We start from the raw sequence: 16844 nt of genomic DNA, 5'->3' as shown, positions 1-16844 counted from the left end.
CGTGTGCCGTCTCAGAGTGGCACGGGATCAGTCACGCGTCGAGGGTGCGGGCTGAGCGGCCTCAGGCAGCGGCAACCGCGGAAGCGACGTCCTCGTGAATGGCGAAGACCTTGGCCAGGCCCGTGATCCGGAAGATCTTGAGCAGGCGCTCCTGGGTGCACACGAGCTGCAGTGAACCGTTGTGCGCGCGGACCTTCTTCAGGCCGCCGACGAGCACGCCGAGGCCGGTGGAGTCGAGGAACTCGACACCCTCGAGGTCGATCACGATGCGGTACGTGCCCGACCCGACGAGGTCGGTGATCCGGTCACGCAGGCGGGGTGCGGTGTAGACGTCGATCTCGCCGTTGACAGCGACGACCGACACGCCCTCGAGATCACGAGCAGAGAGGTCCAGGTCCACGCACGTAATCAAACCATGTGTGTGTCGGCGGTGGCTGGGAAACTTCGCGGGTGACGTCGATGCAGCGTGAGCCGGCGGGCGGCCCCGGCGTGGACGCCGCCGCGCTCCTCGACCGGCTGGCGACCCCGACCCGGGCTGACCGGCTGGCCCACGTCGAGGTGCTGCCGCCGCGCATCGGCGTTCGGGCGGAGTGGCCGACGTGGGCACATCCGGACGTCGTCGCGGGGTTCACCCGGCGCGGTGTCGCGACACCGTGGAAGCACCAGGCCGAGGCCGCCTCCGCTGCTTGGGCGGGGCGTCACGTCGTGCTCGCGACGGGCACGGCCTCGGGCAAGTCGCTCGCCTACCAGCTGCCGGCGCTGAGCGCGATCCTCGGTGCGCGCGGACCGCAGGGTCAGCGTGGTGCGACCGCGCTCTATCTCGCCCCGACCAAGGCGCTCGCCCAGGACCAGCTCGCCTCGATCCTCGACCTCGCCGCGGGCGTCTGGGCGACGACGCACGACGGTGACAGCTCGCGCGAGCAGCGCGACTGGGCCCGCGACCGCGGCGAGCTGCTGCTCACCAACCCCGACATGCTCCACCACTCCCTGCTGCCCGGTCATGAACGCTGGGCCCGCTTCTTCCGCGGCCTGCAGTACGTCGTGATCGACGAGTGCCACCACTACCGCGGCGTCTTCGGGGCCCATGTCTCCCACGTCCTGCGCCGGCTCCGCAGGATCTGCGCGCTGTACGGCGCCTCGCCGACGTTCATCCTGGCCAGTGCCACGGTGGCGGATCCCGAAGCGCTCGCGTTGAGGCTGACCGGAGTCGAGGCAGTGCCGGTGACCGAAGACTGCTCGCCGCGTGGGCGCGTGACGCTCGGCCTCTGGGAGCCGCCGTTCACCTCCCACGAGGGCGAGAACGGTGCTCCCGTGCGCCGCGCCGCCAGCTCCGAGTGCGCGGACCTGCTCACCGACCTGGTCATCGAAGGGGTGCGGACGCTCGCCTTCATCCGCTCGCGGCGCGGAGCCGAGCAGGTCGCCCGGACGACCGCCGACCACCTCGCCGAGGTCGATCCGTCGCTGCCGCGCCGGGTCGCGGCGTACCGGGGTGGCTACCTGCCCGAGGAGCGGCGCGAGATCGAGTCGGCGTTGCGACGCGGCGACCTGCTGGGCCTCGCGGCGACCAACGCGCTCGAGCTCGGCATCGACGTGAGCGGCCTCGATGCCGTGCTGCTCGCCGGCTTCCCGGGCACGCGTGCCGCCCTGTGGCAGCAGGTGGGCCGGGCCGGCCGGAGCGGCGGTGATGCCCTGGCTGTCCTGGTTGCCCGCGACGACCCGCTCGACACCTACCTCGTGCAGCACCCGGAGGCGCTGCTCGGCCGACCGGTCGAGGCCAGCGTCTTCGACCCGTCGAACCCCTACGTGCTCGGGCCCCACCTGTGCGCGGCCGCCGAGGAGCAGCCGCTGACGCTGCGCGACCTGCCGCTCTTCGGACCCACCGCCCGCGAAGCCGTCGATGCGCTCACCGCGGCCGGCATGCTGCGCCGCCGCGAGGCCGGCTGGTTCTGGACCGACCACCGCAGGGCCAGTGACCTCGCGGACCTGCGCTCGGCGGGCGGCTCTGCGGTGCAGCTGATCGAGGCGTCGAGCGGTCGTGTGGTCGGCACGGTCGACGCCGGGTCGGCCCACGGCACCGCACACCCCGGAGCCGTCTACGTGCACCGCGGCGAGACCTGGCTGGTCGAGCAGCTCGATCTGGAGGGCCACGTGGCCTTCATGGAACGCGCCGACCCCGACTACTCCACGAGCGCCCGGGAGGTCACCGACATCCGGATCCTCTCCGAGCGCGAGCACGTGATGTGGGGTGACTGCCGGCTCACGTTCGGCTCGGTCGCCGTGTCGCACCAGGTCGTCTCCTACCTCCGGCGGCGCCAGCCGTCGGGCGAGGTGATAGGCGAGGAGCCGCTCGACCTGCCGGCCCGGAGCCTGCACACCGGCTCGGTCTGGTGGACGGTGCCGCAGCACGTCTGGGAGGGCGCAGGCCTCGAGCCGGGCGACCTGCCCGGCGCAGCCCACGCCGCCGAACACGCCTCGATCGGCCTGCTCCCCCTCTTCGCAACCTGCGACCGCTGGGATATCGGCGGCGTCTCGACCGCCCTGCACCCGGACACCGGGATGCTCACGGTCTTCGTGCACGACGGACACCCCGGCGGCGCCGGCTTCTCCGAGCGGGGGTACGCCGTCGCCCGCGACTGGCTCTCCGCGACCCGCGAGGCCATCGTCGGCTGCGCATGCACGGATGGATGCCCGTCGTGCGTGCAGTCGCCGAAGTGCGGCAACCAGAACAACCCGCTCGACAAGGCGGGGGCCGTGCGGCTCCTCGATGCCCTGCTCGCGCACGCCGTCTGACGGGGTCACGACGGCCCGGCCCGTGCCCGCGCGCTGACGTGGCCAAGGCCAGGCACGGCATGCGGCAGCGCCACGGACACCGTCACCTGCAGGTCGTCCGCGACCTCGCGGCAGACGTCCAGCACCGCGCCGTTGGCTCGGGCGACGTCGGCGGCTGCCCGGCAGGCGTCTCCTCCCTGCTGACGGGTCGTCGCCCCGGAGAGCGCGGCCAGGTCGGCAGCGGCCTGCGCCCTCCGGTGTGCGACAGCCGCACCGAGAATGGTCGCGCCAGCCAGTGCGACCACGAGGACCACGCCGACGAAGCTCACCACCGCGACCGTCGCCGTGCCGCGGTCAGAGCGGTCACTCACTGCCAACGCCTTCGACGAGGGCCTCTGCGGTTGCATGAACCCGGGCCGCGCCGAGGTGACCGAGCAGGTCGCCCGGCGGTCGCACCTCGTCGATGACCGTCACCCGCACCCGATGACCGCCGCCGTCGACCTGCACGGTGGCACCCGGCGCTGCGACGTGCGCCGCGTCCTCCGCGTCGGCCACCGGATCACCGCGCGCGATCGCCCGGGCGGCCTCCCGGGCAGCGTCGGTGACCCGCATCTGGGCGACGCCCAGCCCGAGCATCCAGACGAGCGCCAGCGCGACCGCGGCAAGGACCGGGAGCACCAGCGCCGCCTCGGCCGTCACTGCCCCGTGCTCGCCCCGCCGCGCTCTCATCCGATGCCCAACAGGCCGAGCACGTGGTCGAACAGCATCCGCAGCATCTGGTCACCGAAGCCACCGGTCACCAGCTGGTAGAGCACCCCCGCCAGTCCGGCGCCGGCGGCTGTGCCGACCGCATACTCCGCCGTGGTGATGCCCTGCTCGTCGCGCCTCGTCGTCATGTCGTCTCCTTCGCTCGGAGGGGCGTCGGTCGCCCCTCGACCTTCACCGTGGCGCGAAGGGCGACCGGTCGCGCGAGAGCGACGGCAGCCGGTGCACAGGGCGACGGCCTCCGCCGCTGTGGAAGGAAAGGGGTCACCACTGCAGCGCATCGAGCGCACCCGCGACCACGGGGACGATGCCGAGCAGCAGGAACGCCGGGAGGAGGCACAGGCCCAACGGCACGGCGGCACGAATGCCGACGGTGCGGGCCCGATCCTCCACCGCGGCGCGCTCCTCATCGGACAGTCGAGTCGCCAGCCGCGCGACCACCTCGGCCACGCGCGCGCCGCTCTCCGACGCCCGCTGCAGTGCACGGCCGAGGGGCTCCAGCCCGGGAGTCGCCGCGAGATCCGCCCACACCGCCTCCGTCGGAACGCCGACCGCGAGCGACGATCGGGCGCGAGCGAGCGGCGCCGAGGCGGGGCCCGGCAACGCATCGGCGACGACACCCAGCGCAGTCGGCACCGACTGACCGCCCGCCAGGACCACCGCCAGCAGACGGGTGACGTGCGGCAGCCCGCGACGTACGGCCTCACGCTCACGACGTACGCCGGGCGGCTCGGCGCGCGTGCACACCACCCACACCACGACGGGCGCGATGACGGCGAGCGCCAGGCCGACGACCCCGTGCACGAGGGTGACTCCGGCGGCTCCGGCGAGCAGCGCGAGCACGGGCCGACCGCGCCGGAGCACCCCCTCGTCACGCGCGTGCCCGCCCAGCGCGGCCGGATCCTGCTCGAGACGAGCGAGCCGTCGCGCGGACGAGGTGGGGCCCGCGAGCGCACCGGCGCAGACGGCCGAGATGAGGGCCACCAGCGACCAGCCGGTCATCGGGCGTCCTCCTCGAGCCCGGTGGCGATCGCCTCGATCCAGGCCACCCCGACGAACCCGAGACCCAGTCCCGCCGCCGCACAGGCCAGCCCGACGGGGGTGCCGACCAGGAAGCCGATCGGGTCCCCTGCTCCCGAGCCGACCGCGAGCGTCAACAGCGGGAGCGCGGCCATCAGGCGGGCGGTGGCGCGGGCGGAGGCCAGCTCCGATGCGACCAGTCGGCGGGTCCGCTGCTGGTCCCGCAGACCAGCCCCCACGGCTGCCAGCGCATCAGCAAGACCCGCACCCGTGCGCTCAGCGACCTGCCAGGCAGCGGCAACCGCCCGCAGGTCGGCGGCGCCGGGAAGCCGGGCGAGCTCGCGCCATGCATCAGGAACGGAGCCTCCAAGAGCATGTGCGCTGGCCGGACCGGCGAACCCGGGCCACCGAACAGCTGCCCGGTGCAGAGCGACCCCGGGCGAGGCGCCAGCCTCGAGGTCACCGGCCAGGTCGTCACAGAGCTCGAGCACCTCGGCGCCCCGACGCGCCACCTGCCGGCGGGCTCCGGACCGCTTGCGCAGCCAGGAGCCGGCGGCCAGCACGGCCACACCGAGCACGACCGGCCCCACCCACCCGGAGGCGGCCCCTACAGCGGATGCGACGTCGTCGAGTCCTAGACCGGCACCGACCGCCAGCGACACACCCGCCACCAGAGCGGCCAGCGCGCGCCGCGCGACTCCTGCCCGGCGCCCCCGACCGTTGAGGCCCGGCGAGGCGGGCCACGCCAGGGCGGCCGCACCAGCACCGGCGATGGTCGCCACGACGGCCCACACGACCGAGCTGGTCATCGCACCCTCGCGGCGAGCAGGTCGGCAGCCGGCCCTTCCCGCGCCACACCGTCCTCGTCGAAACGGATCGCTGCCTCCATCCGCACCAGGCCCGACGGGTCCCGCACCGGTACGCCGACCTCGACGAGCCGACGGTGCGGCGTTCGCGTGAGGTGGAGGACGGCGCCGACGGCTGAGGCGAGCTGGCTGTGGGTGGCCTCGCGCCCCAGACCGGCGGCGAGCGCCAGCGCCTCGATGCGCGAGGGGACGTCTGCGACGGAGTTGGCGTGGAGGGTGCCGCAGCCGCCGTCGTGACCGGTGTTGAGAGCCGCAAGCAGGTCGACCACCTCTCCCCCGCGCACCTCGCCGACGACGAGGCGGTCGGGGCGCATCCGCAACGCCTGCCGCACCAGAGCACGCAACGGCACCTCCCCGGCACCCTCCAGGTTGGCCGGCCGTGCTTCGAGTGCGACGACGTGCGGGTGCGAGGGCTGCAGCTCGGCGGAGTCCTCGACGACGACCAGCCGCTCCGCCGGGTCGACGTCCGCCAGCATGGCTCCGAGAAGCGTCGTCTTGCCGGTGCCCGTGCCCCCGGTGATCAGGAACGCGACGCGGGCAGCAAGCAGGCGGCGCACGAGCGCGAGCCCGGCAGCGGTCAGGGCCTCACGGTCGACGAGATCCTCCAGACCCAGGCCCATCCGATGCGGCACGCGCAGCGACACCAGGGTGCCGGGTCGCGACACGGGCGCCAGCACGGCATGGCACCGCACGCCGTCGGGCAGTCGCACATCGACCGTCGGCGACGCGTCGTCGAGACGCCTGCCTCCCGCGGCCGCGAGCCTCTGGGCGAAGCGCCGCACCGCCGATTCGTCAGCGAAGCCCACCGAAGGGTCTGCACGCTCCAGACCGCCACCCCGGTCCAGCCAGATCTCACGCGGACCGTTGACGAGGATGTCGGTCACCCCGGACGAGGCAAGCAACGGCTCGAGTGGCCCCAGGCCCACGGACTCGGCACGCAGCACCCCGTGGACCGCGAGGACCGTTGCATCGCCGACCGGACGACCCGCCGCCCGCAAGGCCTCCGCGACCGCGTGGGGAGTGACGGCAAGTCCCGCGCGCGCCAGGCGAGACCTCACCTCATCGACCAGCTCGACCGCGACCACGTCAGCCCGCCGCACACCACGCGAGGGCCTGGCGCGCCGTGCGTGCCAGGACACCTCGCTGCGTCCAGACCGGCCCGCGGCCCAGGTCCACCGCCTCGTCGAGACCGCGTTGGTCAGCCATGGTGGCCACGACGGGCGCACCCACGACCTGTGCGACAGCGCGCGACTCGGAGCTCCCACGCACGACCACGCCCACCCTGCCCGCGCCGAGACCGGCGACGACACGAGCCGTCGCGGCCAGACCGGGAAGAGTGGGCCGGGCTACGACCAGGACCGCATCGACACGACCGGCGACGTCAGCCGTGAGCGCGCCCGTCCGCGGAAGGTCCGCCACCACCACGTCATGCCCTCGCGCCGCTGCCGCGAGGGCCTCGCGGACAGCGAACGCCTGCGGTGCTGCGCGCGTGCCTGCAGCCCACGTGAGGACGCCAAGACCGCCCCGGCGGGGCAGCGCGTCGCGCAACGACTGCGACCCGAGCCGACCCGTCGTCTGCTCCAGGGCACCCCATCGCGCACCGTCGAGCCGGTCGAAGCCCAGCACCCGGTCCGCTCCCGGGCCCACGGGATCGACGTCGAGAAGGCAGGCCGGACCTCGCGCTCCCGCGACCAGACCGAGCGCGCACGCGAGCGTCGTCGCGCCTGCCCCACCGGAACCGCCCACAACTGCCACCGTCGTCGCCGCGGCGCGGCGCCCGTCGTGTGCGTCGGAGAGCACGTCGAGCAGCCACGGGCCGGACGCGGGCAGCTCGACGACGTGCGCGGCCCCGAGGGCGAGCGCATGGCGGAAGGCCCGGTCGGGCACCCCGTCACACCCGACGAGGTGAACGCCGTCGCGCCGCGGTGGCCCGAGCCCTGCCAGCTCACCGGCCACGTCGACGCCGACCAGCACCAGCGCGGCGGTCCGCCATGCCCGCACGGCGGCGCCGGGATCGGACGCGACCTCCGGCGAGACCCCTGCCGCGGCAGCCAACCGCAGCAGCTCATCGGTCAGGGACGGGTCGCGCGTCACGATCAGGGGCATCTCCATGCACTCGACCCTCGCCCTGCCGGGCGCGACCTGCGCCCGGCGGCGTACGGGCTGGGGAGGAAGCGTCGGGCGGGCGATCTGTGGATGAACACCGGGCCGCGATCGCGCCGGGCGCCACCGTCGACTGAGCCCACAGCCCTCCACCGGCAAGCAAATCTCCCCAAAGGCCTCGGCGTGCCACCTAGACTCGATGACATGTCCGCCATGGGGCGCCGCCAGGCAGCCTTCTTCGACCTCGACAAGACGATCCTCGCCAAGTCGAGCGCTCTTGCGTTCAACCGCAAGTTCCAGGCTGGCGGGCTGATCTCCCGGCGCGTGATGCTGCGCGGCGCCTACGCGCAGTTCATGTACGTCGTCGGCGGCGCGGACCACGACCAGATGGAGAAGCTGCGGGCCTTCATGTCCGAGCTGGTCAAGGGCTGGCAGGTCTCCACGGTCAACGAGATCGTCGCCGAGACCCTCCACAACATCGTCGACCCGATGGTCTACGACGAGGCGGTCTCCCTCATCGAGGAGCACCACGCGGCCGGGCGCGACGTCATCATCGTCTCCACCTCCGGTGTCGAGATGGTCGGACCCATCGGCGCGATGCTCGGTGCGGACGACGTCGTGGCGACGCGCCTCGAGGTCGTCGACGGCGCCTACACCGGCCAGATCGAGTACTACGCGTACGCCGAGACCAAGGCTGCCGCGATCCGCGAGCTCGCCGAGCAGCGCGGCTACGACCTGGCCCAGTGCTACGCCTACAGCGACTCGATCACCGACGCTCCGATGCTCAGCGCGGTCGGCCACGGCTATGCGGTCAACCCCGACAAGGACCTCCGCAAGCTCGCGGTCAAGAACGGCTGGCCGGTCCTCGTCTTCACCAAGCCGGTCGCGCTCCAGCGCCGGATGAACCTGCCGCCCGCCAAGCCCACCCTGGCCGCGCTCGCCGTCGGCGGAGCCGTCGCCGTGGGCAGCGCGATCGTCCTCAGCCACCGCCGCAACCGCACCGTCTGAGCACCGTCGCGCGGGCGCGGAGCATGCGCCTCCACCGGCCAAAGATCAAGGCTTGAAGTGCCTCGCTTTGCGGCGTACACATGGAGCACGAGAACTTCACAGCAGCACGTGAGCCTGGCACCCACGCGGCGATTCACCCTTCCTAACAGGGCGCTGACCGAGCGGCCAAAGAGCCGAGGCAGCAATTGAGAGTGCACGCTTGGTAACCAACGCGCATCACGTGTCAGCGGCGGCACCGGAACTCTTTGAGCACCGGTGCCGCTCGCATGTCCGCTCGATACGGCGGCTTACTTCGCCTTGACCGGGGAGGCCTCGGCTGCCTTGGCGTAGGCCTCGGCGGCGTACAGCAGCCACGCATGGACGCCGGAGACACCGGAGGCGTGCGCGTAGGCGCGGAGGTTCGACTCGTACTCCGCCTGGAAGAAGCGGTGACCCTCCTCGGGCACGAGCAGCGACTTCTCGTCGACGCCGCGGGCGACGAGGACGAGGCGCTCGGCGGCACGCGCGACGATGCCGTTGTGCGACGCGAACGGCGTGGCCGTGGCGAGGTCCGCGTGGACGATCGCCGCGACGAGCATCGCGGGCGCCGTGGTCGGAGCGAGCAGACGGGCGGCCAGCGTCTGCAGGCCTGCCGCAGCCTCGGCCGACCGGGGGCGCCCGAGGTCCTCTGCGTGCACGGAGCCGAGGCCGGCCAGCGCGTGGATCCGGGCGAAGGCCTGCAGCGGCGAACGCTTCAGGACCGGCACGAGCGAGAGCAGCTCGGTCGAGACCCGCACAGCCGAGGCGGCGATCTCGTCGCCCTCGCCGGCGCGCACCTGGTCCATGGACGACGTCGATCCCTCGAGCACCGCAGAGGCCCAGGCGCCGCGCAGCAGCGACTCGCCCGTCAGCTCCGGCGACGTCTTGCGGAGACCCCGGTCACGCAGCAGCGCGTCGACGCCGTCACGACTCGACGCAAAGGCGGACGGAACGCCCTCGAGGCTGGCCAGCGAGGCAAGAGGATCCATGGTCACAAGCGCAGAGCCTAGTAACCTCGTCGAGGTGAGCGAGACGACGTACCCCGTGGCGGCTGTGGCCTGGCTGGTCGGCACCGACCAGAAGTCCGTGCTCGAGATCGGCGCCGGCGACGGCGCACTCACCGGCCAGCTCGTCGCGCTGGGACACGACGTCCACGCCACCGACTCCTCGGCGGCCGCGGTCGAGCGGCTGGCCGAGCTGCACCCCGGCGTACGCACGTCGGCGGCGACCGCGGAGCGCCTGCCCAACCTCGACGCCTCCGTCGACGTCGTCGTCGCCCGCAACTTCCACACGTACGACGAGGAGGCGGCGCTCACGGAGTTCTCCCGCGTCCTGCGTCCCGGCGGCCACGTCGCCGTGGTCATCGAGACCCTCGACACGAAGATCCCGTGGGTGCGGAAGTTCGCCCGCCTGCTCGGCGACGAGACCGCGGCCCCGGAGACGCCGGACTCGATCGTGCAGTCCACGAAGTTCGGCTTCGTCGACGCCGACAGCTTCCGCCACTGGACCACCGTCCACCGCGACGGGCTCTGTGCGCTGGCCCTCCTCGACCCGCGGGTCGCGACGATGGACGCGGCCGCGAAGGAGCGGCTGCTCGACGACGTCCGCGCGCTCTACGACGACTACGGCCGCGGCCCCGACGGCATGCAGCTCCCGCAGATCGCGCACTGCTTCCGCGCGGGCGTGATCGAGCACCCGTGGTCAGTACCGCCCCGCGACGGCGCCGACGGCGAGGCCGATCCGGCGCAGCCCGCCGGCGAGCACGACGATGACGACGGTCTGTTGATCGACTTCCGCTGACCTCCCGGTCGCGCCTCCGGTCGCGCCTCCGGTAACGCATTGCAACGTCGTTGCAACGTCTCCGGTGCGACACTGGCGACGTGGACACGGGCATGCGTGCCGAGGTGGCGGACTCGTGGCACCGGTCGGCGGCCGCGGGGGTGCCAGCCGACGAGGTCGCCGCGCCGATCACGCTGCCCGACGACGAGCTGCGTGACGCCCGCGAAGCGCACCCGCTCGCACGCGTCTTTCCGCTCCTCGACGACGTCCTCGGTCAGGCGGCGCGCGACTGCGACGCGATCATGGCCGTCTCCGACGAGGTGGGTCAGCTGCTCTGGGTCTGCGGCACCCCGCAGGTGCTGCGCAAGGCCGAGCAGATCGGGTTCGTCGAGGGCAGCAACTGGGACGAGCGGCTCGCCGGCACCAACGCCCCTGGCCTGGCGCTCCGCCTCGGACAGCCCACGAGCATCGTGCGCGCCGAGCACTTCCGGCACTCGGTGCAGCAGTGGAGCTGTGCAGCGACGCCGATCCACGACCCCGGCTCGACGCGTCTCCTTGGCGTCCTCGACATCACCGGCGGTGACGCGATCGTCGTGCCGCAGACGATGGCGATGGTGCGCGCGGCAGCGCGGATGGCGGAGGCCGAGCTCGCCCGCGAGCAGCTCACCCGTCAGGTGCCCACGCCGCGGCGTCCCGGCACCCATCTGGTGATCGAGTCACTGGGCCGCTCGGAGACCCTGCTCGCAGTTGCCGATGGCGCCGGGCGCCAGGCCAACCTGCGCCTCTCGCCGCGGCACAGCGAGATCCTGCTGCTGCTCGCCTCCGCCCCGCGCGGCCTCTCCGGCGACGAGCTCGCCGTACTGCTCTACGAGGACGACGCCGGCACCTCGACACTGCGGGCAGAGATGAACCGGCTGCGCCACCTGCTGGGTGAAGAACTGTTGCTTTCGCGTCCCTACCGACTCGCCGCGGGCATCACCGGCGACTGGCTCGGCACCGAGGCGTTGCTGGCCGCCGGCGATCTCGCGGGCGCTGTGCGGGGCTACCGCGGACCGCTGCTGCCGCGCTCGACGGCGCCCGGCGTCGTACGTCTGCGGGAGAGTCTGGAGTCGAGCCTGCGCACGGCATTGCTGCGCTCCGGCGTACCGGACCTGATGTGGGCGTGGACCCGCGCCTCGTGGGGCGCGGACGACTACGGCATGTGGGTCGCGCTGCGTGATGCGGTTGAGGCGACGTCGCCGATGCGGGCGCTGATCGACGGACAGATCGGCCGTCTCGACCGCGAGCTCGGGCTCTGACCCGCCACGCGGACGTGGGCCAGAAGGCAGCAACGTCGTTGCAACGTAGCGATTCCTAGCGTGTGAAGGGCGTCACAGACGACGTCCCGTCTCACACACAGGAGCACCCAGATGACCATCTACGCAGCCCCGGGCCAGCCGGACTCCCTCGTCTCCGTCCAGGCCCGCTACGGCCACTACATCGGCGGCGAGTGGGTGGACCCGATCCAGGGTCAGTACTTCGAGAACATCTCGCCGGTCAACGGCAAGCCCTTCACCGAGATCGCCCGCGGCACCGCCGATGACATCGAGGCGGCCCTCGACGCCGCGCACGCGGCGTTCCCGGTATGGAAGAAGACGTCCGCGACCGAGCGCGCGAACCTGCTCAACAAGATCGCCGACCGTCTCGAGGCGAACCTCGAGGCGATCGCCGTCGCCGAGTCATACGACAACGGCAAGCCGGTCCGCGAGACGCTCGCCGCGGACATCCCGCTGACGGTCGACCACTTCCGCTACTTCGCCAGCGTCCTGCGCGCCCAGGAGGGCACGGCGGGCGAGCTCGACGAGAACACCGTCGCCTATCACTTCCACGAGCCGCTCGGCGTCGTCGGCCAGATCATCCCGTGGAACTTCCCGATCCTGATGGCAGCGTGGAAGCTCGCGCCGGCCCTCGCCGCCGGCAACTGCGTCGTCCTCAAGCCGGCCGAGCAGACCCCGTGGTCCATCCTCAAGGTGATGGAGCTCGTCGGCGACCTGCTGCCCGCCGGCGTACTCAACGTCGTCAACGGCTTCGGCGTCGAGGCGGGCAAGCCGCTCGCCACGTCGAGCCGCGTCGCGAAGGTGGCCTTCACGGGCGAGACCACGACCGGTCGCCTGATCATGCAGTACGCCGCGGAGAACATCATCCCGGTCACCCTCGAGCTGGGCGGCAAGTCGCCGAACCTCTTCTTCGAGTCCGTCGCCACCGAGAAGGACGCGTTCTACGACAAGGCCCAGGAGGGCTTCGCGCTCTTCGCCCTCAACCAGGGTGAGGTCTGCACCTGCCCGTCGCGCGCGCTCATCCAGGAGTCGATCTACGACGAGTTCCTGTCCGACGCCGTGGTGCGTGTCGAGAAGATCATCCAGGGCAACCCGCTCGACACCACCACGATGATCGGCGCGCAGGCCTCCGAGGACCAGCTCGAGAAGATCCTGTCCTACATCGAGATCGGCAAGGCCGAGGGCGCGAAGGTGCTCACCGGAGGCGAGCGCAACATCCTCGAGGGCGACCTCGCGGGCGGCTACTACGTGAAGCCGACGATCTTCGAGGGCCACAACAAGATGCGGATCTTCCAGGAGGAGATCTTCGGGCCGGTTGTGTCGGTCGCGAAGTTCGGCGACGAGACCGAGGCGCTCGAGACCGCCAACGACACGCTCTACGGCCTCGGCGCCGGTGTCTGGTCCCGCGAGGGCTCGCAGGCCTACCGCGCGGGTCGCGAGATCCAGGCCGGCCGCGTCTGGACGAACTGCTACCACCTCTACCCGGCCGGGGCGGCGTTCGGTGGCTACAAGCAGTCGGGCATCGGCCGCGAGACCCACAAGATGATGCTCGACCACTACCAGCAGACGAAGAACCTGCTCGTGTCGTACTCCCCCGACGCCCTCGGCTTCTTCTGATGCCCGATCGCGTCGCGGTGACCGGTGAGGCGGCGGAGCTCCTCCGTCGCCTCACCGTCGAGCACGGCCCGCTGATGTTCCACCAGTCCGGCGGATGCTGCGACGGCTCCGCTCCCATGTGCTACCCGGACGGCGAGTTCCGGCTCGGCGCCTCCGACACGCACCTCGGTGATCTCGACATCGGCCTCGAGCGCCCCGTACCCATCTGGATGTCGACATCCCAGTTCGAGTACTGGAAGCACACCCACCTGACCATCGACGTGGTGAAGGGCCGCGGCGCCGGCTTCTCGGTCGAGGCGCCGCACGGCGTGCGGTTCCTGATCCGCTCGCGGATCCTCACCGACGAGGAGTACGCCGCCCTCGAGGCCGCCGCCGTCGACACCACACCCCTGTGACCCATGACATAGCTGCCCCTAGGCTGCACAACAAAGGAAGAACCCCCGCGATGACCTCCGGAGCGACGATGTCCGACGAGACCCTGTCCAACCTGCTCACCGAGAACCGCACGTTCGCGCCGCCGGCCGATCTCGCGGCCGACGCCAACGTGAAGGCCGACGCGTACGCCGCCGCTGCCGCCGACCACGAGGGCTTCTGGGCCGAGCAGGCCGGCCGCCTGGACTGGGCGGAGCCCTTCACCCAGGTCCTCGACGACACGGCAGCGCCGTTCTACAAGTGGTTCGTGGGCGGCAAGCTCAACGTCGCCCACAACTGCGTCGACCGGCACGTGGCCGCGGGTCGCGGCGACCAGGTCGCGATCCACTTCGTCGGCGAGCCGGGCGACACCCGGTCGATCACCTACAGCGACCTCAAGGACGAGGTGTCGCGCGCCGCCAACGCGATCGAGGAGCTCGGCATCGTGGCCGGTGACCGGGTGGCGATCTACATGCCGATGATCCCCGAGGCCGTCGTCGCGATGCTGGCCTGCGCCCGCGTCGGCGCCACCCACACGGTGGTCTTCGGCGGCTTCTCGGCCGACGCGCTCGCCTCCCGCATCGAGGACTGCAACGCCAAGCTCGTGATCACCGCCGATGGCGGCTACCGCCGCGGCGCGCCGTCCGCCCTCAAGCCAGCCGTCGACGCAGCGCTCGAGAAGATCGACAACGCCACCACGGCCATCGTCGAGAACGTCCTCGTCGTACGCCGCACGGGGCAGGACGTCGCGTGGAACACCGACGTCGACGTCTGGTGGCACGAGGTCGTCGACGAGTCCTCAACCGACCACCGGGCCCAGGCGTTCGACGCCGAGCACCCGCTCTTCGTCATGTACTCCTCCGGCACGACGGGCAAGCCGAAGGGCATCCTGCACACCACCGCCGGCTACCTCGTCGGCACGGCGTACACGCACCACGCGGTCTTCGACCTCAAGCCGGAGACGGATGTCTACTGGTGCACCGCCGACGTCGGGTGGATCACCGGCCACTCCTACATCGTCTACGGCCCGCTCGCGAACGGCGTGACGCAGGTGCTCTACGAAGGCACCCCGGACACCCCGCACAAGGGCCGCTGGTGGGAGATCATCCAGGACTACAAGGTGACGCTCTTCTACACGGCGCCCACCGCGATCCGGACCTTCATGAAGTGGGGCCGCTCGATCCCCGACGAGTACGACCTGTCCTCGCTGCGGCTGCTCGGCTCGGTCGGTGAGCCGATCAACCCCGAGGCGTACATGTGGTACCGCGAGGTCATCGGCGGCGACCGCTGCCCCATCGTCGACACCTGGTGGCAGACCGAGACCGGCATGATGATGATCTCGCCGCTCCCGGGTGTCACCGCCGGCAAGCCGGGCTCCGCCATGACCGCCCTCCCGGGCGTCGGGGCCGACGTGGTCTCCGAGGACGGCGTGCCGGTGCCCAACGGCTCGGGCGGCTACCTGGTCCTGACCAAGCCGTGGCCCTCCATGCTCCGCACGCTGCTCGGCGACGACGAGCGCTTCGTCGACACCTACTGGTCCAAGTACAAGGAGCAGGGCTGGTACTTCGCCGGCGACGGCGCGAAGAAGGACGACGACGGCGCGATCTGGCTGCTCGGCCGCGTCGACGACGTCATGAACGTCTCCGGCCACCGCCTCTCCACGACCGAGATCGAGTCCGCCCTCGTCTCGCACCCGCGGGTTGCCGAGGCCGCGGTCGTCGGCGCTGCCGACGAGACCACCGGCCAGGCCGTCGTGGCGTACGTGATCCTCCGTGAAGGTGCTTCTGCCGGAGCGACCGGGGAGGAGCTCGTCCAGGAGCTGCGCAACCACGTGGCGAAGGAGATCGGCGCGATCGCCAAGCCCCGCTCGATCATGCTCGTGCCCGAGCTGCCGAAGACCCGCTCGGGCAAGATCATGCGCCGCCTGCTGAAGGACGTCGCCGAGAACCGCACGGTCGGGGACACGACGACGCTCGCCGATGCCGGCGTGATGGCGCTGATCGCCGAGGGCCAGAAGACCTCCACCGAGGACTGACCTCCACACGCCGAAACCCGGGTTTTGACGCATCGAAACCCGGGTTTCGACGCGTTCAGACCCGCGTTTTGGCGGCCTGCGAGACGCACGTCTCATTACTTCGGACGCAGTGTCTCGTTAAGTTCTCCTGGAGCCGTCGCGTACCAAGGAGAGACATGAGCGCAGCAGCATCGCTGGCCCACCAGCTGGGTGCCAAGCCGCCGGCCGGCCTGACCCTGACCGAGGACGAGACCCAGCAGCTCGCCGACCTGATCAAGACCGCCCGGGCAACGCAGGGCGCCGAGCTCGAGGCCTCGCTGCTCAAGGCCCTCGAGATCGTCCCGCGCCCGCTGCGCGGCACCGTCCGGAAGGTCGTGGGCCTGTGACCAGCTCCGAGGTACGGGTGGAGCTCACCCGTCTGGCATCCCTGCTCGGCTGCGCGGAGGACGCGCTGGAGTTCCTCGAGGGGCAGTCGCACGACGCGCTGAAGGAGCTGCGCGACAAGCTGACGGACCGGCTGTTCGACGCCAACCGCGACGTCCTGCTCGGCCTCGCGAAGACCACGAAGATCGTCCCGGGCGGGGTTGCCGCCAAGATCGCGACGATGGCGTTCCCGCCGCAGCTCGCGGCCCGCGTCGCGGGCGTCATGGAGACCGACGCCGCGGTCTCGCTGGCCAGCCGGGTACCGCTGACCTTCCTCGCCGATCTTGCCCCGAAGCTCGATCCGCGTCGTGTGACGCCGATCCTCGAGAAGCTGCCGCCGCAGCTCCTCGTCGACGCCGGCCAGATCCTCGGCGAGCGCGGCGAGTACATCGCGATGGCCGACTTCGTCGGCGTACTCCCCGACGCGCAGATCCAGCGCACGCTCGGCGTCCTCTCCGATGAGGCGCTGGTCCGCACGGGCCAGGTCATCGAGGACCCCGCCCGCGTCGCCCGGATCCTCGAGATGCTGCCGCACCACCGCCTGCAGGGAGTCGTCGAGACGGCGGCGAAGCTCGGCGAGTGGGATGCCGTACGCCGCGCACAGCCGCACTTCTCCGACGCCACCCGTACGGCGTTGCGCGCGATCGCCGACGACCTCGGCGTCGAGGTCCCGGCCGACCTGCGCTGAGCGCCCACGCTTCACCATCAACGGGTGGACTTCTCGTCAGCAGGTGA

Annotated in this window: 18 protein-coding genes; 9 read left to right on the top strand and 9 right to left on the bottom strand. The window is 71.7% G+C overall.

All coding sequences use genetic code 11. The annotated features are described in order from the left end of the window. Positions 1-61: 61 nt before the first annotated feature. Positions 62-400 (bottom strand): STAS domain-containing protein, encoded by a 339-nt coding sequence (locus EPD65_RS06275; protein WP_131582303.1) that lies wholly within the window; start codon positions 398-400, stop codon positions 62-64. Between the two features lie 59 nt (positions 401-459). On the opposite strand from EPD65_RS06275, the gene EPD65_RS06270 reads away from it, so the two are divergent. After that, positions 460-2790: a DEAD/DEAH box helicase gene (locus EPD65_RS06270; protein ID WP_131582383.1), complete on the top strand. Its 2331-nt coding sequence runs from the start codon at positions 460-462 to the stop codon at positions 2788-2790. Positions 2791-2795: 5 nt separating this feature from the next. Here EPD65_RS06270 and EPD65_RS06265 read toward each other — a convergent pair whose 3' ends face one another. From EPD65_RS06265 to ssd, 7 genes are all read right to left on the bottom strand, one after another. Then, positions 2796-3140: an Rv3654c family TadE-like protein gene (locus tag EPD65_RS06265; protein WP_165872907.1), complete on the bottom strand. Its 345-nt coding sequence runs from the start codon at positions 3138-3140 to the stop codon at positions 2796-2798. Continuing rightward, positions 3133-3468, bottom strand: coding sequence for a TadE family type IV pilus minor pilin (locus EPD65_RS06260; RefSeq protein ID WP_243640476.1), 336 nt, complete (start codon positions 3466-3468; stop codon positions 3133-3135). The genes EPD65_RS06265 and EPD65_RS06260 overlap by 8 nt, the downstream gene beginning before the upstream one ends. 26 nt (positions 3469-3494) lie before the next feature. Continuing rightward, positions 3495-3665 carry a DUF4244 domain-containing protein gene (locus tag EPD65_RS06255; protein ID WP_131582300.1) on the bottom strand — a complete coding sequence of 57 codons (171 nt, stop codon included), beginning with the start codon at positions 3663-3665 and terminating at the stop codon, positions 3495-3497. Positions 3666-3798: 133 nt separating this feature from the next. Next, positions 3799-4536 (bottom strand): type II secretion system F family protein, encoded by a 738-nt coding sequence (locus EPD65_RS06250; protein ID WP_131582299.1) that lies wholly within the window; start codon positions 4534-4536, stop codon positions 3799-3801. Continuing rightward, positions 4533-5363 (bottom strand): type II secretion system F family protein, encoded by an 831-nt coding sequence (locus EPD65_RS06245; RefSeq protein WP_131582298.1) that lies wholly within the window; start codon positions 5361-5363, stop codon positions 4533-4535. The genes EPD65_RS06250 and EPD65_RS06245 overlap by 4 nt, the downstream gene beginning before the upstream one ends. After that, complete coding sequence (locus EPD65_RS06240; RefSeq protein WP_131582297.1) at positions 5360-6505, bottom strand: TadA family conjugal transfer-associated ATPase; 1146 nt, start codon at positions 6503-6505, stop codon at positions 5360-5362. Before EPD65_RS06240 ends, EPD65_RS06245 begins: the two co-directional genes overlap by 4 nt. A 1-nt stretch (position 6506) precedes the next feature. Then, positions 6507-7532 carry a septum site-determining protein Ssd gene (ssd, locus tag EPD65_RS06235; RefSeq protein WP_131582296.1) on the bottom strand — a complete coding sequence of 342 codons (1026 nt, stop codon included), beginning with the start codon at positions 7530-7532 and terminating at the stop codon, positions 6507-6509. 195 nt (positions 7533-7727) lie between these two features. Between ssd and EPD65_RS06230 the strand changes: the two genes are divergently transcribed. After that, complete coding sequence (locus EPD65_RS06230) at positions 7728-8531, top strand: HAD family hydrolase (RefSeq protein WP_131582295.1); 804 nt, start codon at positions 7728-7730, stop codon at positions 8529-8531. 287 nt (positions 8532-8818) lie between these two features. Here the strand turns inward: EPD65_RS06230 and EPD65_RS06225 are convergent, their stop codons facing one another. Continuing rightward, positions 8819-9538, bottom strand: a complete 720-nt coding sequence (locus tag EPD65_RS06225) for a Fic family protein (RefSeq protein WP_243640475.1) — start codon at positions 9536-9538, stop codon at positions 8819-8821. A 34-nt stretch (positions 9539-9572) separates the two neighbouring features. Between EPD65_RS06225 and EPD65_RS06220 the strand changes: the two genes are divergently transcribed. The 7 genes from EPD65_RS06220 (at position 9573) to EPD65_RS06190 (ending at position 16797) form a co-directional block, all read left to right on the top strand. Beyond that, on the top strand, positions 9573-10349 hold the full coding sequence (locus EPD65_RS06220; RefSeq protein WP_165872906.1) for a class I SAM-dependent methyltransferase: 777 nt from the start codon (positions 9573-9575) through the stop codon (positions 10347-10349). Between the two features lie 80 nt (positions 10350-10429). Beyond that, a complete protein-coding gene (locus tag EPD65_RS06215) occupies positions 10430-11626 on the top strand; it encodes a helix-turn-helix domain-containing protein (RefSeq protein ID WP_243640474.1) in 1197 nt (398 codons plus the stop codon). A gap of 111 nt (positions 11627-11737) precedes the next feature. After that, entirely contained in the window at positions 11738-13261 is a 1524-nt protein-coding gene (gene exaC, locus EPD65_RS06210) for an acetaldehyde dehydrogenase ExaC (RefSeq protein WP_131582292.1), read from the top strand. Then, entirely contained in the window at positions 13261-13656 is a 396-nt protein-coding gene (locus EPD65_RS06205) for a DUF779 domain-containing protein (RefSeq protein WP_131582291.1), read from the top strand. Before exaC ends, EPD65_RS06205 begins: the two co-directional genes overlap by 1 nt. Before the next feature lie 50 nt (positions 13657-13706). Then, positions 13707-15707 carry an acetate--CoA ligase gene (acs, locus tag EPD65_RS06200; RefSeq protein ID WP_424450367.1) on the top strand — a complete coding sequence of 667 codons (2001 nt, stop codon included), beginning with the start codon at positions 13707-13709 and terminating at the stop codon, positions 15705-15707. A gap of 155 nt (positions 15708-15862) precedes the next feature. After that, on the top strand, positions 15863-16072 hold the full coding sequence (locus EPD65_RS06195) for a hypothetical protein (protein WP_131582290.1): 210 nt from the start codon (positions 15863-15865) through the stop codon (positions 16070-16072). Continuing rightward, complete coding sequence (locus EPD65_RS06190) at positions 16069-16797, top strand: hypothetical protein (RefSeq protein ID WP_131582289.1); 729 nt, start codon at positions 16069-16071, stop codon at positions 16795-16797. The genes EPD65_RS06195 and EPD65_RS06190 overlap by 4 nt, the downstream gene beginning before the upstream one ends. Positions 16798-16844 lie beyond the last annotated feature (47 nt).

This window comes from Nocardioides jejuensis (assembly GCF_004337475.1).
GTDB classification, from domain to species: domain Bacteria; phylum Actinomycetota; class Actinomycetes; order Propionibacteriales; family Nocardioidaceae; genus Nocardioides; species Nocardioides jejuensis.
The sequence above is the reverse complement of the archived record's forward strand: the minus strand, read 5'-3'. Positions and strand labels throughout refer to the sequence as shown.

What these genes read in the sequence shown, in the direction of transcription:
- EPD65_RS06255 (WP_131582300.1), bottom strand. Translation starts at nt 3,665, where the DNA reads ATGACGACGAGGCGCGACGAGCAGGGCATCACCACGGCGGAGTATGCG.
- acs (WP_424450367.1), top strand. Translation starts at nt 13,707, where the DNA reads ATGACCTCCGGAGCGACGATGTCCGACGAGACCCTGTCCAACCTGCTC.
- exaC (WP_131582292.1), top strand. Translation starts at nt 11,738, where the DNA reads ATGACCATCTACGCAGCCCCGGGCCAGCCGGACTCCCTCGTCTCCGTC.
- EPD65_RS06195 (WP_131582290.1), top strand. Translation starts at nt 15,863, where the DNA reads ATGAGCGCAGCAGCATCGCTGGCCCACCAGCTGGGTGCCAAGCCGCCG.
- ssd (WP_131582296.1), bottom strand. Translation starts at nt 7,532, where the DNA reads ATGGAGATGCCCCTGATCGTGACGCGCGACCCGTCCCTGACCGATGAG.
- EPD65_RS06230 (WP_131582295.1), top strand. Translation starts at nt 7,728, where the DNA reads ATGTCCGCCATGGGGCGCCGCCAGGCAGCCTTCTTCGACCTCGACAAG.
- EPD65_RS06205 (WP_131582291.1), top strand. Translation starts at nt 13,261, where the DNA reads ATGCCCGATCGCGTCGCGGTGACCGGTGAGGCGGCGGAGCTCCTCCGT.
- EPD65_RS06270 (WP_131582383.1), top strand. Translation starts at nt 460, where the DNA reads ATGCAGCGTGAGCCGGCGGGCGGCCCCGGCGTGGACGCCGCCGCGCTC.
- EPD65_RS06225 (WP_243640475.1), bottom strand. Translation starts at nt 9,538, where the DNA reads ATGGATCCTCTTGCCTCGCTGGCCAGCCTCGAGGGCGTTCCGTCCGCC.
- EPD65_RS06245 (WP_131582298.1), bottom strand. Translation starts at nt 5,363, where the DNA reads ATGACCAGCTCGGTCGTGTGGGCCGTCGTGGCGACCATCGCCGGTGCT.
- EPD65_RS06250 (WP_131582299.1), bottom strand. Translation starts at nt 4,536, where the DNA reads ATGACCGGCTGGTCGCTGGTGGCCCTCATCTCGGCCGTCTGCGCCGGT.